Source organism: Micromonospora sp. PTRAS2 (assembly GCF_054052245.1).
In genome coordinates this window covers 63,795-77,226 of the sequence record NZ_JBSWBU010000012.1, presented here as the reverse complement: position 1 = coordinate 77,226, position 13,432 = coordinate 63,795, and the positions used below count along the sequence as shown (strand labels likewise).

General features: G+C 75.9%; 13 protein-coding genes. All 13 read left to right on the top strand.

Annotated features, from left to right (window positions below; all coding sequences use genetic code 11):
* Position 1 precedes the first annotated feature (1 nt).
* Positions 2-1,048 (top strand): quinone-dependent dihydroorotate dehydrogenase, encoded by a 1,047-nt coding sequence (locus ACVMYR_RS27655; RefSeq protein ID WP_091283408.1) that lies wholly within the window; start codon positions 2-4, stop codon positions 1,046-1,048.
* Positions 1,049-1,097: 49 nt separating this feature from the next.
* On the top strand, positions 1,098-2,372 hold the full coding sequence (locus ACVMYR_RS27650; RefSeq protein ID WP_457123145.1) for an adenosylmethionine--8-amino-7-oxononanoate transaminase: 1,275 nt from the start codon (positions 1,098-1,100) through the stop codon (positions 2,370-2,372).
* 108 nt (positions 2,373-2,480) lie between these two features.
* Positions 2,481-3,317: an orotidine-5'-phosphate decarboxylase gene (pyrF, locus tag ACVMYR_RS27645; RefSeq protein ID WP_431896454.1), complete on the top strand. Its 837-nt coding sequence runs from the start codon at positions 2,481-2,483 to the stop codon at positions 3,315-3,317.
* A 179-nt stretch (positions 3,318-3,496) separates the two neighbouring features.
* Positions 3,497-3,814, top strand: a complete 318-nt coding sequence (mihF, locus tag ACVMYR_RS27640; RefSeq protein ID WP_007075824.1) for an integration host factor, actinobacterial type — start codon at positions 3,497-3,499, stop codon at positions 3,812-3,814.
* A gap of 49 nt (positions 3,815-3,863) precedes the next feature.
* On the top strand, positions 3,864-4,397 hold the full coding sequence (locus tag ACVMYR_RS27635) for a nucleoside/nucleotide kinase family protein (RefSeq protein ID WP_077939414.1): 534 nt from the start codon (positions 3,864-3,866) through the stop codon (positions 4,395-4,397).
* Positions 4,398-4,476: 79 nt separating this feature from the next.
* On the top strand, positions 4,477-4,740 hold the full coding sequence (gene rpoZ, locus ACVMYR_RS27630) for a DNA-directed RNA polymerase subunit omega (protein ID WP_007075826.1): 264 nt from the start codon (positions 4,477-4,479) through the stop codon (positions 4,738-4,740).
* A 15-nt stretch (positions 4,741-4,755) separates the two neighbouring features.
* Positions 4,756-6,006, top strand: coding sequence for a bifunctional phosphopantothenoylcysteine decarboxylase/phosphopantothenate--cysteine ligase CoaBC (gene coaBC / locus ACVMYR_RS27625; RefSeq protein WP_077939415.1), 1,251 nt, complete (start codon positions 4,756-4,758; stop codon positions 6,004-6,006).
* A 42-nt stretch (positions 6,007-6,048) separates the two neighbouring features.
* Positions 6,049-7,242 carry a methionine adenosyltransferase gene (gene metK, locus ACVMYR_RS27620; RefSeq protein WP_043967984.1) on the top strand — a complete coding sequence of 398 codons (1,194 nt, stop codon included), beginning with the start codon at positions 6,049-6,051 and terminating at the stop codon, positions 7,240-7,242.
* Positions 7,239-9,212, top strand: a complete 1,974-nt coding sequence (locus ACVMYR_RS27615; RefSeq protein WP_457123160.1) for a primosomal protein N' — start codon at positions 7,239-7,241, stop codon at positions 9,210-9,212. The genes metK and ACVMYR_RS27615 overlap by 4 nt, the downstream gene beginning before the upstream one ends.
* 137 nt (positions 9,213-9,349) lie before the next feature.
* The gene (locus ACVMYR_RS27610) at positions 9,350-10,333 is read left to right on the top strand and encodes an AAA family ATPase (RefSeq protein WP_091283395.1); all 984 of its coding nucleotides are present in this window, start codon (positions 9,350-9,352) and stop codon (positions 10,331-10,333) included.
* Between the two features lie 88 nt (positions 10,334-10,421).
* A complete protein-coding gene (gene def, locus ACVMYR_RS27605; RefSeq protein ID WP_077939418.1) occupies positions 10,422-10,979 on the top strand; it encodes a peptide deformylase in 558 nt (185 codons plus the stop codon).
* Positions 10,980-10,983: 4 nt separating this feature from the next.
* On the top strand, positions 10,984-11,910 hold the full coding sequence (gene fmt / locus ACVMYR_RS27600; RefSeq protein ID WP_431896449.1) for a methionyl-tRNA formyltransferase: 927 nt from the start codon (positions 10,984-10,986) through the stop codon (positions 11,908-11,910).
* Entirely contained in the window at positions 11,907-13,430 is a 1,524-nt protein-coding gene (locus ACVMYR_RS27595; protein ID WP_457123144.1) for an RsmB/NOP family class I SAM-dependent RNA methyltransferase, read from the top strand. Before fmt ends, ACVMYR_RS27595 begins: the two co-directional genes overlap by 4 nt.
* The last annotated feature ends 2 nt before the right edge of the window (positions 13,431-13,432 follow it).

The window sequence follows — 13,432 nt, the reverse complement described above, 5'->3', positions numbered from 1 at the left end:
GGTGATCTTCGAGCGGGTGGTGCGACCCGGCCTGTTCCGCCTCGGCGGCGGCGACGCCGAGGCCGCCCACGAGTGGACGCTGCGCCGGCTGGCCGCCGTGTCGCGCTCGCCGGTGGCGCTCGCCGCGCTGCGGGCCCGCTACGCCGTGCGGGCGCCCCGGACGGTGTTCGGGGTGGACTTCCCGAACCCGGTGGGGCTGGCCGCCGGGATGGACAAGGACGGCGCGGCGCTGCCGGCGTGGCCGGCGCTGGGCTTCGGCTTCGTCGAGGTCGGCACGGTCACCGCGCACGCCCAGCCGGGCAACCCCCGGCCCCGGCTGTTCCGGCTGCGCGACAGCGAGGCCGTGGTCAACCGGATGGGCTTCAACAACGCCGGGGCGCGGGCCCTGGCGGACCGGCTGGCGGCGCTGCCCCGCCCGGTCGGCGCGCCGCTGGGCATCTCGCTGGGCAAGTCCAAGGTGACCCCGCTGGACGAGGCCGTGGAGGACTACCTCGCCTCCTACCGGGCGCTGCGCGACCACGGCGACTACTTCGCCGTGAACGTCTCCTCGCCCAACACGCCGGGCCTGCGCTCGTTGCAGGACCGCGCCCACCTGGACGCGCTGCTGGCGGCCCTGGTGGGGGAGAAGCCGGTGCTGGTGAAGATCGCCCCGGACCTGACCGAGCCGGCGATCGCCGAGCTGCTGGAGGTCTGCCTCGACCGGGGGGCGGCCGGGGTGATCGCCACCAACACGACCCTGGCCCGCGACGGGCTCGCCCCCGCCGACCGGGAGCGCGGCGGGCAGGCGGGCGGCCTGTCGGGGCGTCCGCTGGCCGCGCGCGCCCGCGCGGTGGTGTCGTTCGTCCACCGGGAGACCGGCGGGCGGCTGCCGGTGATCGGCGTGGGCGGCATCGTCGACCCCGACGACGCCGCGCGCATGTTCGACGCCGGGGCGGCCCTGGTGCAGCTCTACACCGGCTTCATCTACCGGGGCCCCGGCCTCGTCCGCGCCGCCGCCCGGGCCGCCCGCCCGCTGCCCGCTCCGGTGCCGTCGGGCGGTCGGTCGTGACCGGGGAGCCGGCCACAGCGGGTCCCGCCGGGGGCCGGAGGGGGCGCGGGTGACGCCGGAGGAGATCCTCGCCGCCGACCGGGAGCACGTGTGGCACCCGTACGCGCCGCTGCCCCCCGCGACGCCCCCGTACGTGGTGGCGAGCGCGCGGGGGGTGCGGCTGCGGCTGGCCGACGGGCGGGAACTGGTCGACGGGATGTCGTCGTGGTGGGCGGCGATCCACGGCTACCGGCACCCGGTGCTGGACGCGGCGGTCGTCGACCAGCTCGGCCGGATGAGCCACGTGATGTTCGGCGGGCTCACCCACGAGCCGGCCGTGCGCCTGGCGCAGACGCTGGTCGAGCTGGCCCCGGAGGGGCTGGAGCGGGTCTTCCTGTGCGACTCGGGCTCGGTGAGCGTCGAGGTGGCGGTGAAGATGTGCCTGCAGTACCAGCGGGCGCTCGGGCGGCCGGAGCGCCGGCGGCTGGGCACCTGGCGGGGCGGCTACCACGGCGACACCTTCCACCCGATGAGCGTGTGCGACCCCGAGGGCGGCATGCACCACCTGTGGGGCGACGTGCTGCCCCGGCAGGTCTTCGCGCCCGTGCCGCCGGCCGGCTTCGACGCCCCGCCCGACCCCGCGTACTGCGCGGCGCTGGCCGACGCGGTGGCGCGGCACGCGCACGAGCTGGCCGCCGTGATCGTGGAGCCGGTGGTCCAGGGCGCGGGCGGGATGCGCTTCCACCACCCGCACTACCTGCGGGTGCTGCGCGAGGTGACCCGAGCCCACGGGGTGCTGCTGGTCTTCGACGAGATCGCCACCGGCTTCGGCCGCACCGGCACGATGTTCGCCGCCGAGCACGCCGGGGTGAGCCCCGACGTCCTCTGCGTCGGCAAGGCGCTCACCGGCGGCTACCTGACGCTGGCCGCCGCGCTGTGCACGGCGGAGGTGGCGGCGGGCATCTCCCGCGACGGGGTGCTCGCGCACGGGCCCACGTTCATGGCCAACCCGCTCGCCTGTGCGGTCGCGAACGCCTCCATCGGCCTGCTGCGGGCCGGAGACTGGGCGGCCGAGGTGTCGAGGGTGGGCGCGGCCCTGCGCGCCGGCCTGGAGCCGCTGCGGGGCGCCCCCGGGGTAGCGGACGTCCGCGTGCTGGGCGCGATCGGGGTGGTCCAGCTCGACCACGAGGTGGACCTGGCGGCGGCGACCGCCGCGGCGGTGGACCGGGGGGTGTGGCTGCGGCCGTTCCGCGACCTGGTCTACGCCATGCCGCCGTACGTCGCCGACGACGCGGACGTCGCCCGGATCGCCGCCGGGATGACCGCCGCCGTGGCGGCCGGCTGACCGGCGTTCCCGGGCGGCCGCGCGGGTTGGCCGCATGACCGTGATCGGACAGGCGTGGCGCGCCGGCGGACGCCGGGCGCCCGGAGGAGTCGAGAGGAAGAGGCGCGGATGGAGACCTTCGGTGACCGGTTGCACCGGGCGATGGCGCAGCGCGGTCCGCTCTGCGTGGGCATCGACCCGCACCCGGGGCTGCTGACCCGCTGGGGCCTGACGGACGACGTCGACGGTCTGGAGCGGTTCTGCCGCACCGTGGTGGAGGCCCTAGGCGACCAGGTTGCGGTGGTCAAGCCCCAGTCGGCGTTCTTCGAGCGCTTCGGAGCGCGGGGCGTGGCGGTGCTAGAGTCAACTATCCGACAGTTGCGGGATTCTGGCTCGCTCGTTCTGCTCGACGTCAAGCGCGGAGACATCGGCTCCACCGTCGCCGCGTACGCCTCCGCGTACCTTGATCCATCCAGCCCGCTGTATGTCGACGCGGTCACCGCGAGCCCCTACCTGGGAGTAATGTCGCTGGCCCCGATGTTCGAGCTCGCCGCCACGCACGGCGGCGGGGTGTTCGTCCTGGCGCTCACCTCCAACCCCGAGGGGGCCGCCGTGCAGCGCGCTGTGGGCGCCGACGGGCGCACCGTCGCGCAGGCGGTCATCGACGAGATTGCCCAGCTCAACCGGGGTGCGCAGACGCTGGGCAGCTTCGGTCTGGTGGTCGGGGCGACCATCGGCGACACCGGCCACGACCTGTCGGCGGTGCGCGGCCCGCTGCTCGCCCCGGGGCTCGGCGCGCAGGGCGCCACGGCCGCGGACCTACGGACCGTGTTCGGCGCGAGCCTGCCGTGGGTCCTGCCGTCGTACTCCCGCGAGGTGCTGCACGCCGGGCCCGACGTGGCCGCCCTGCGGGCCGCCGCACAGCGGGCCCTGGCCGACTGCAGGGCGGCCCTCGGCGGCTCCTGACTGAGTGACGGCTCGGTCATTTTGCCGTGGTCGTGGCGTGCCCACGTTGCCGAATGCGTCCGCGACCGCTAGTTTTCCCCGCGCTGGGAACCACGGACCCCTTTGGTTTCCGGCGACTCCACGTTTCACATCTGCGGCGTGGCGTCCCGCCCGTCGCGACAAGGACCTGAGGAGAACTGGTGCCCCTCCCGTCACTTACCCCCGAGCAGCGCGCAGCTGCGCTCGAGAAGGCTGCGGAGATCCGCAAGGCCCGCGCTGAGCTGAAGGAGCAGCTCAAGCAGGGCAAGACCACCCTCGCCGCGGTCCTGGAGCGGGCCGAGGGCGACGACGTCGTCGGCAAGCTGAAGGTCTCGGCCGTCCTGCAGGCGATGCCGGGCATCGGCAAGATCCGGGCGACCCAGATCATGGAGAAGCTCAAGATCGCCGACAGCCGCCGCCTGCGTGGTCTGGGCGAGCAGCAGCGCAAGGCCCTGCTCGGCGAGTTCGCCGCCAACTGAGCCCGGCGGTTCGCCGCCGGCCGCGCACGGCGCCGTGTAGAAACGAGCCGTGAGCACGGATGACGAGGCGCGCCCGGCGGCTCGGCTCACCGTCCTGACCGGTCCCTCCGGGGCCGGCGTGGGCAGTGTCGTCGAGCCGTTCCGGGCGCGTTCTCCGTCGGTCTGGATCCCGGTGCCGGCCACCACCCGGCCCCGCCGGGCGGGCGAGGTGGACGGCGTCGACCGGGTCTTCCTCGCCCCGGCGGCGTTCGACCGGCTGATCGCCGCCGGTCTGTTGCTGGAGTGGGCCCGCATCGGGCCGTACGCCCGCGGCACCCCGGCCCCGCCGGTGGCCGGGCGGCTCGCCGCCGGCCGTCCGGTGCTCCTCCCGCTCGACCTGCCCGGTGCGCTCGCCGTCCGTGCGGCGCACCCCGACGCCCGGCTGGTCCTGCTCGCCCCGCCCGGCTGGCGGCCGGAGGCGGTCGACCCGGCCGGCGACGCGCACGTCGTGGCGCACGACCACACCGAGCGGGCGGTGGATGAGCTGGTAGGCTTGTTCGGTTCTTCCCATCTGGCTCCGGCCCGACCGCGGCGGAGCGGCTGAGTGACCCACCAACCGCGTCCGCGTGGTGGGGCCAGACGAACCGCGTCCGCGCGGTGACGACAGACGCAGAGGTTATTTCGTGGGATCCATCGCCAACCCCGAGGGCATCACCAACCCGCCGATCGACGAGCTGCTCGAGAAGACGACGTCGAAGTACGCCCTGGTGATCTTCGCTGCCAAGCGCGCCCGCCAGGTCAACGCCTACTACAGCCAGCTCGGCGAGGGCCTGCTGGAGTACGTCGGCCCGCTCGTGGAGACCACCCCCCAGGAGAAGCCCCTCTCCATCGCCATGCGCGAGATCAACGCGGGCCTGCTCACCGCCGAGCCGACCGACCAGCCGTAACCGCGCCGCACGCCGATGTCCGCCGAGATCGTCCTCGGGGTCGGCGGCGGCATCGCCGCCTACAAGGCGTGCGAGCTGCTGCGGCTCTTCACCGAGTCGGGCCACCGGGTCCGCGTGGTGCCCACCGCGTCGGCGCTCCGCTTCGTCGGGGCGCCGACCTGGGCCGCCCTGTCCGGCCAGCCGGTCGCCGACGACGTCTGGGCCGACGTGCACGAGGTCCCGCACGTCCGGCTCGGCCAGCGGGCCGACCTGGTGGTGGTCGCCCCGGCCACGGCCGACCTGCTCGCCAAGGCGGCCCACGGCCTCGCCGACGACCTGCTCACCAACACCCTGCTCACCGCCCGCTGCCCGGTGCTGCTCGCCCCGGCGATGCACACCGAGATGTGGGAGCATCCCGCCACCGTGGCCAACGTCGCCACGCTGCGCTCCCGGGGCGTCCGCGTCGTCGAGCCCGCCGTCGGCCGGCTCACCGGCGCCGACACGGGCAAGGGCCGGCTGCCCGACCCGGCGGAGATCTTCGCCGTCGCCCGGCGGACCCTGGCCCGCGGCCCGCACGCCCCGGCCGACCTCGCCGGCCGGCACGTGGTGGTGACCGCGGGCGGCACCCGCGAGCCGCTCGACCCGGTGCGGTTCCTCGGCAACCGCTCCTCCGGCAAGCAGGGTTACGCCTTCGCCCGGTCGGCGGTCGCCCGGGGCGCCCGGGTCACCCTCGTCGCCGCCAACGTGGCGCTCGCCGACCCGGCCGGCGTGGACCTGGTGCGGGTCGGCACCACCGAGGAGCTGCGCGAGGCCACGCTCCGTGCGGCGGCCGGCGCGGACGCCGTGGTGATGGCCGCCGCGCCCGCGGATTTCCGACCCGCCACCTACACGTCGGCCAAAATCAAGAAATCGGACGCCGGGGCACCTACGATCGACCTCGTCACCAACCCGGACATCGCCGCCGAGCTGGGCCGGCAACGCCGGCCCGGGCAGGTGCTGGTGGTGTTCGCCGCGGAGACGGGCGACGCCGAGGCCAACGGCCGGGCCAAGCTCGCCCGCAAGCGGGCCGACCTCATCGTCATCAACGAGGTCGGGCCGGACAAGGTCTTCGGCGCCGAGACCAACGCGGCGACCGTCATCGGCGCGGACGGCTCGGTGCACCCGATGGCCGAGCAGTCCAAGGAGGACCTGGCCGACGGCGTCTGGGACCTCGTCGTGGCGCGCTGGCCCACCTTCCCGACCAGTGACCGGGAACCCACCGTTTCAGCGCGGTTAGAGGTCGGATGACTACACTTCCGCGGAACGACTTTTCCATAACTTAGGAGTGCCGTGACACGCCGCCTCTTCACGTCCGAATCGGTCACGGAAGGCCACCCGGACAAGATCGCCGACCAGATCAGCGACGGCATTCTCGACGCACTGCTGGCTCAGGACGCGCACAGCCGCGTCGCCGTCGAGACCCTGATCACCACCGGCCAGGTGCACGTGGCCGGCGAGGTGACCACCAAGGCGTACGCCGACATCCCGACCATCGTGCGGGAGACGATCCTCGACATCGGCTACGACTCGTCGAAGAAGGGCTTCGACGGCGCGTCCTGCGGCGTCAGCGTCTCCATCGGCGCGCAGTCCCCCGACATCGCGCAGGGCGTCGACAACGCGATGGAGCTGCGCACCGGCTCCTCGGAGAGCGCGCTGGACGCCCAGGGCGCCGGCGACCAGGGCATGATGTTCGGCTTCGCCTGCTCCGAGACGCCCGAGCTGATGCCGCTGCCGATCGCCCTGGCGCACCGGCTCGCCCGCCGGCTCACCGCGGTCCGCAAGGACGGCACGATCCCCTACCTGCGGCCGGACGGCAAGACCCAGGTCACCATCGAGTACGAGGGGCTGCGCCCCGTCCGGCTGAACACCGTCGTCGTGTCCAGCCAGCACGCGGCCGACATCTCGCTGGACTCGCTGCTCACCCCGGACGTGCGCGACCACGTCATCGCGCCGGAGTTGGAGAGCCTCGGCCTGGACACCGACGGCTACCGGCTGCTGGTCAACCCGACCGGGCGGTTCGAGATCGGCGGCCCGATGGGCGACGCCGGCCTCACCGGCCGGAAGATCATCGTCGACACCTACGGCGGGTACGCCCGGCACGGTGGCGGCGCGTTCTCCGGCAAGGACCCGTCCAAGGTGGACCGCTCGGCGGCGTACGCGATGCGCTGGGTCGCCAAGAACGTGGTGGCCGCCGGCCTCGCCGAGCGCTGCGAGGCGCAGGTCGCGTACGCGATCGGCAAGGCGCACCCGGTGAGCCTGTTCATCGAGACGTTCGGCACCGAGACCGTGCCGGTCGCCTCGATCGAGAAGGCCGTGACCGAGGTCTTCGACCTCCGCCCGGCCGCCATCATCCGGGACCTGCACCTGCTGCGCCCGATCTACCGGCAGACCGCGGCGTACGGCCACTTCGGCCGGGAACTGCCCGAGCTGACCTGGGAGAGCACCGACCGGGCCGCCGACCTCAAGTCGGCCGCGGGAGCCTGACCAGCAACACGCGCGGCGACCGGCGACCCGCCGACGGGTCGCCGGTCGCTCGCGTCTGTGTCGACGTGCCCCTGGCCCACCTCGACCGCCCCTTCGACTACCTGGTCCCCGCCGAGCTGGCCGACGCGGCCGTCCCCGGCACCCGGGTGAAGGTGCGCTTCGCCGGCCAGCTCGTGGACGGCTGGCTGCTGGAACGGGCCGACGACTCGGGGCACACCGGCAGGCTCGCCTACCTCGACCGGCTCGTCTCGCCCGAGCCCGTGCTCGCCGACGAGGTCGTCCGGCTGGCCCGGGCCGTCGCCGACCGGTACGCCGGCAGCCTCGCCGACGTGCTCCGGCTGGCCGTGCCGCCCCGGCACGCCCGGGTGGAGAAGGAGCCGCACGTCCCGCCGGAGCCGCCCGCGCCCCTGGCCCCGCCGGAGGCGGCCGGCTGGCGGGCGTACCCGGCCGGGCCGGCGTTCCTGCGGGCGCTGACCGAGGGCCGCCCCGCCCGGGCGGTCTGGTCCGCGCTGCCGGGGGAGGACTGGCCCGCCCGGTACGCCGAGGCGGTCGCCGCCACGGTGGCCGGCGGGCGGGGCGCGGTGCTGGTCGTGCCCGACGCCCGGGACCTCGACCGCCTCGACGCGGCGCTGACCGCCGCCCTCGGCCCCGGGCGGCACGTCAGCCTCTCCGCCGCCCTCGGCCCCGCCCGCCGCTACCGCGCGTTCCTGGCCGCCCGGCGCGGGGACGTGCCGGTCGTCATCGGCACCCGCGCGGCGATGTTCGCCCCGGTGGCCCGGCTCGGCCTGGTCGCCATCGTCGACGACGGCGACGACCTGCACGCCGAGCCGCGCGCCCCCTACCCGCACGCCCGCGACGTGCTGCTCACCCGCGCCCGGCTCGCCGACGCGGCCGCCCTGGTCGGCGGGTACGCCCGCAGCGCCGAGGCGCAGCTGCTGGTGGAGACCGGCTGGGCGCGGGAGGTGGTCGCCGACCGGGCCACCGTGCGGGCGCGTACCCCCGCCGTCGCGCCGACCGGGGACGACCCGCAGCTGGCCCGCGATCCCGGCGCGGCGACGGCCCGGCTGCCCAGCCTGGCCTGGGCCGCCGCCCGGGACGCGCTCGGCGCCGACGCCCCGGTGCTGGTCCAGGTGCCCCGCCGCGGCTACCTGCCGTCGATCTCCTGCGCGGACTGCCGCACCCCGGCCCGCTGCCCGCACTGCGCCGGCCCGCTCGCCCTGCCGTCGGCGCGGGGGACACCGGCCTGCCGCTGGTGCGGCCGGATCGCCGCCGCGTACGCCTGCCCGGAGTGCGGCGGGCGGCGGCTGCGCGCGGCCGTCACCGGCGCCCGGCGCACCGCCGAGGAGCTGGGCCGGGCCTTCCCCGGGGTGCCGGTGCGCACCTCCGGCCGGGAGGAGGTGCTCACCACCGTGCCCGGCGGCGCGGGCCTCGTGGTGGCCACCCCGGGGGCCGAGCCGATCGCCGACGGCGGCTACGGCGCGGTGCTGCTGCTCGACTCGTGGGCCCTGCTGACCCGGGCCGACCTGCGGGCCGGCGAGGAGGCGCTGCGCCGCTGGCTGGCCGCCGCCGCGCTGGCCCGACCCGCGACGGCCGGCGGCCGGGTGGTGGTGGTCGCCGACGGCGCCCTCGCGCCGGTGCAGGCGCTGCTGCGCTGGGACGCCGCCTGGTTCGCCGCCCGGGAGCTGGCCGAGCGCCGCGAGCTGGGGTTCCCGCCGGCGGTGCGGATGGCCAGCGTCACCGGCCCGCCCGACGCGGTGGCCGACCTGCTGGCCGCCGCCCGGCTGCCCGAGGCGGCCGAGGTGCTGGGCCCGGTCCCCGCCGACGGCGAGAAGGAGCGGATGCTCGTCCGGGTGCCCCGGGCCCGGGCGGCGGCCCTCGCCGAGGCGCTGCACGCCGCCGCCGGGGCGCGCACTCTCCGTAAGGCCGCCGATCCGGTCCGCGTCCAGATCGACCCTCTTTCGCTGTTCTAGTCGATCGGAGTGGCGGTCACGATCCGTGGTCGCCGCTGCGTGATAGCATCGCCCGTCATGCCCGGGCGCACGACGGCGTGTCGGTACGACGCCACGTCGACGACGCCAGTCAGCCGGTGATCAGGGGTGGACCAGTCGTGACCGTTCGTCAATCGATCGTCTTCAACGGTGACCTCGGCAGCGGCAAGAGCACCGTGTCCGTCGAGATCGCCAAGCGGCTCGGGCTGCGCCGGGTCAGCGTCGGCGACCTCTACCGCCAGATGGCGCAGGAGCGGCAGATGACCGCGCTCCAGCTCAACCTGCACGCCGAGCTGGACCAGGCCGTCGACGGCTACGTCGACCAGCTCCAGCAGGACATCGCGGCCTCCGGCGAGAGCCTGGTCATGGACTCCCGGCTCGCCTGGCACTTCTTCACCGACGCGCTCAAGGTGCACATGATCACCGAGCCGACCGAGGCGGCCCGCCGGGTCCTGGCCCGCCCCTCCGGCCCGGCCGAGAGCTACACCTCGCTGGAGGAGGCCAGGGCCAAGCTGCGCGAGCGCAGCGAGAGCGAGCGGGGCCGGTTCATCGTCCGCTACGGCGTCGACAAGGCCCGGCTGCGCAACTACGACCTGATCTGCGACTCCACCCGGGCCAACCCGGAGCAGGTGATCGGCCACATCATCGACGTCTACGAGGGGCGGCTCGGCGCGGACGTGCTGCGCGACGCCCCGCCGCTGCTGCTGCTCGACCCGACCCGGGTCTACCCGACCGAGGACGTCGGTGCCCTGCGCGGCCTGTGGGACGCGGGCTTCGTCGACGAGGTCGCCGCCGCCGGCGACGAGGCGCTGGAGCCCCTGACCATCGGCTTCACCGGGGAATACTTCTTCGTCGTCGACGGCCACCGGCGGCTCAGCGCGGCCATCCGCAACGGCTTCCCGCTGGTGCCCGCCCGCCTGGTCGCCGAGGTCGACGAGCCGGTGGTGGGCGGGACGAGCGCGGCGGACTACTTCGCCGCCCAGGTCCGCCCCGGCACCGTGTACGACTGGGAGGCCGCCCACGGCATCACCCTGCCGCTGCCGGCGCACTGCCTGCTGGCCGGCGACGCCGTGCTCGCCGGCGATCCGGCCCCCGGCGCCTGACCCGTCCCGGTCGCGGGCGGGGGGAGGCCCCCGGGCAGTCCGTAGACTGGTACGGCCCTGACCCGCCCGACCGAAGGAGCCATCCCGCGTGACCGTCCAGCCCATCCGTCTGTTCGGGGATCCGGTGTTGCGCACGCCGGCCGATCCGGTGGTCGACTTCGACGCCGAGCTGCGCAGGCTCGTTGCCGACCTCACCGACACGATGCGTGAGCAGAGCGGCGCGGGTCTCGCCGCGCCGCAGCTCGGAGTGGGCCTGCGGGTGTTCACCTTCGACGTCGACGACGTGCTCGGCCACCTGGTCAACCCGGTGCTGGAGTTCCCCGACGCCGAGGAGCAGGACGGCCCCGAGGGCTGCCTGTCCATCCCCGGGCTCTACTTCGACACCAAGCGCCGGCAGAACGTCGTCGCCAAGGGCTTCAACAGCTACGGCGACCCGGTCCAGATCGTCGGCACGGGCCTGATGGCCCGCTGCGTGCAGCACGAGACCGACCACCTCGACGGCGTGCTCTTCGTCGACCGGCTGGACCCGGCCGGCCGCAAGGAGGCGATGAAGGCGATCCGCCAGGCCGAGTGGTATGACGCGGCGGCCCCGCCGACGGTCAAGCTCGACCCGCACGCCGGCAGCCCCTTCGGCCTGGGGCGGTGACCCGGTGCGCCTGATCTTCGCCGGCACGCCGGCCGTCGCCCTGCCCGCCCTGGACGCCATCGCGGCCTCCGGCCACGACCTCGTCGCCGTCGTCACCCGCCCCGACGCCCCCGCCGGCCGGGGCCGGGGCCTGGTCCGCTCGCCCGTCGGGGCCTGGGCCGACGAGCGCGGCGTCGAGGTGCTCACCCCGGCCCGCCCGCGCGAGCCGGAGTTCCTCGACCGGCTGCGCGCGCTGGCCCCCGACTGCGTCCCGGTGGTCGCCTACGGCGCGCTGGTGCCCCCGGTCGCGCTGGAGATCCCCCGGCACGGCTGGATCAACCTGCACTTCTCGCTGCTGCCCGCGTGGCGGGGCGCGGCCCCCGTCCAGCAGGCCGTGCTGCACGGCGACGAGCTGACCGGGGCGAGCGTCTTCGCGCTGGAGGAGGGGCTGGACACCGGCCCGGTCTACGGCACCGTCACCGACGAGATCCGCCCCACCGACACCTCCGGCGACCTGCTGGAGCGGCTCGCCCACTCCGGTTCCGGCCTGCTGGTGGCCGTCCTCGACGCGCTCGACGCGGGCACCGCCCGCGCCGAGCCGCAGCCGGCCGACGGGGTGTCGCTCGCGCCGAAGCTGACCGTCGACGACGCCCGGGTGCGCTGGGGCGACCCCGCGTTCGCGGTGGACCGGCGGATCCGGGCGTGCACCCCCGCGCCCGGCCCGTGGACCACGTTCCGGGGCGAGCGGGTCAAGCTCGGCCCGGTCGTCCCGGTGCCCGACGGCCCCGACCTGAAGCCCGGCGAGCTGCTGGCGGAGAAGTCCCGCGTGCTGGCCGGCACGGCCACCACCCCGGTGGCCCTCGGCGAGGTGCGGGCCGCGGGCAAGAAGGCCATGCCGGCGAGCGACTGGGCGCGCGGCGCCCGGGTCGGCGCGGGGGAGGAGCTCGCGTGACCGGGCCCACGGAGCGACGGTACGACGAGCAGCGCGCCCCCCGCACCGACCGGCGGCCCGACCGGTCGACCGGCGGCCCCCGGGGCGACCGCCCGGCCTTCGGCGACCGCCCGGCCCGGGGCGGCCGGGGCGACGACCGGCGCGGCGCGCGACCGGCGCGGCCCGCCGTCGACCTGCCCCGGCACGTCGCCTACCAGGCGGTCGCGGCGGTGCACCGCGACGACGCGTACGCCAACCTGGTGCTGCCGGCGTTGCTGCGGCAGGAGCGGCTGACCGGCCGGGACGCCGCCTTCGCCACCGAGCTGACGTACGGCACGCTGCGCCATATCGGCACCCTCGACGCGATCCTCACCGACGCGGCCGGCCGGGACGTGGCCCGGATCGACCCGCCCGTGCGCGACGCGCTGCGGCTGGGCGCCTACCAGCTGCTGCACACGCGGGTGCCGGCGCACGCGGCGGTCTCCTCGACCGTCGACCTGGTGCGCGCGGTCGGCATCGGGGCGACGGGCTTCGCCAACGCGGTGCTGCGCGAGGTGGCGGGGCGCGACGCCGACGCCTGGGTGGCGAAGCTCGCCCCGGCCTTCGAGACGGACCCGATCGGGCACCTGGCCCTGGCGTACAGCCACCCCCAGTGGATCGTGCGGTCCTTCGCCGAGGCGCTCGGCGGCGACCTCGGCGAGACCACCCGGCTGCTGATCGAGGACAACGAGCGCCCGCCGGTGCACCTGTGTGCCCGGCCCGGCCTGGCCGACCCGGTCGCCCTGGCCGACGAGGTGGGCGGCGCACCGGGGGCGTTCTCCCCGTACGCGGTCTATCTCGCCGGCGGTGCCCCGGGCGACCTGCCGGCGCTGGCCGAGGGGCGGGCGCACGTGCAGGACGAGGGCTCCCAGCTGGTGGCCAACGCCCTCGCGGTCGCCCCGCTCGACGGCCCGGACGCCCACTGGCTGGACCTGTGCGCCGGGCCGGGCGGCAAGTCCGGCCTGCTCGGGGCGATCGCCGCCCAGCGGGGGGCCCGGCTGACCGCGGTGGAGGTCTCCGAGCACCGGGCCCGGCTCGTCGGCCAGGCCACGCGGGGACTGCCGGTGACGGTGCTGCACACCGACGGCCGCACCGTGGGGGCCGACCCGGAGCTGCCGGAGGGGCACTTCGACCGGGTCCTGGTCGACGCCCCGTGCACCGGGCTGGGCGCGCTGCGTCGCCGGCCGGAGGCCCGCTGGCGCAAGCAGCCGTCGGACCTGCCGCCGCTGACCCGCCTGCAGCGGGAGCTGCTGTCGGCGGCGCTGCGGGCGGCCCGGCCGGGCGGCCTGGTGGCCTACGTGACGTGTTCCCCGCACACCGTGGAGACGCACGTGACGGTGACCGAGGCGGCGCGGCGGGCCGGGGTGCCGGCGGACTTCGTCGACGCCCGGCCGCTGCTGCCGGCCGGTATGCCGGGGCTGGGCGACGGGCCGTCGGTGCAGTTGTGGCCGCACCGGCACGGCACCGACGCCATGTTCCTGGCGGTCCTGCGCCGGGGCTGAGC

Excerpts from the sequence above, each read along its gene's own strand:
- pyrF (WP_431896454.1), top strand. The coding sequence starts at position 2,481 with ATGGAGACCTTCGGTGACCGGTTGCACCGGGCGATGGCGCAGCGCGGT.
- coaBC (WP_077939415.1), top strand. The coding sequence starts at position 4,756 with ATGTCCGCCGAGATCGTCCTCGGGGTCGGCGGCGGCATCGCCGCCTAC.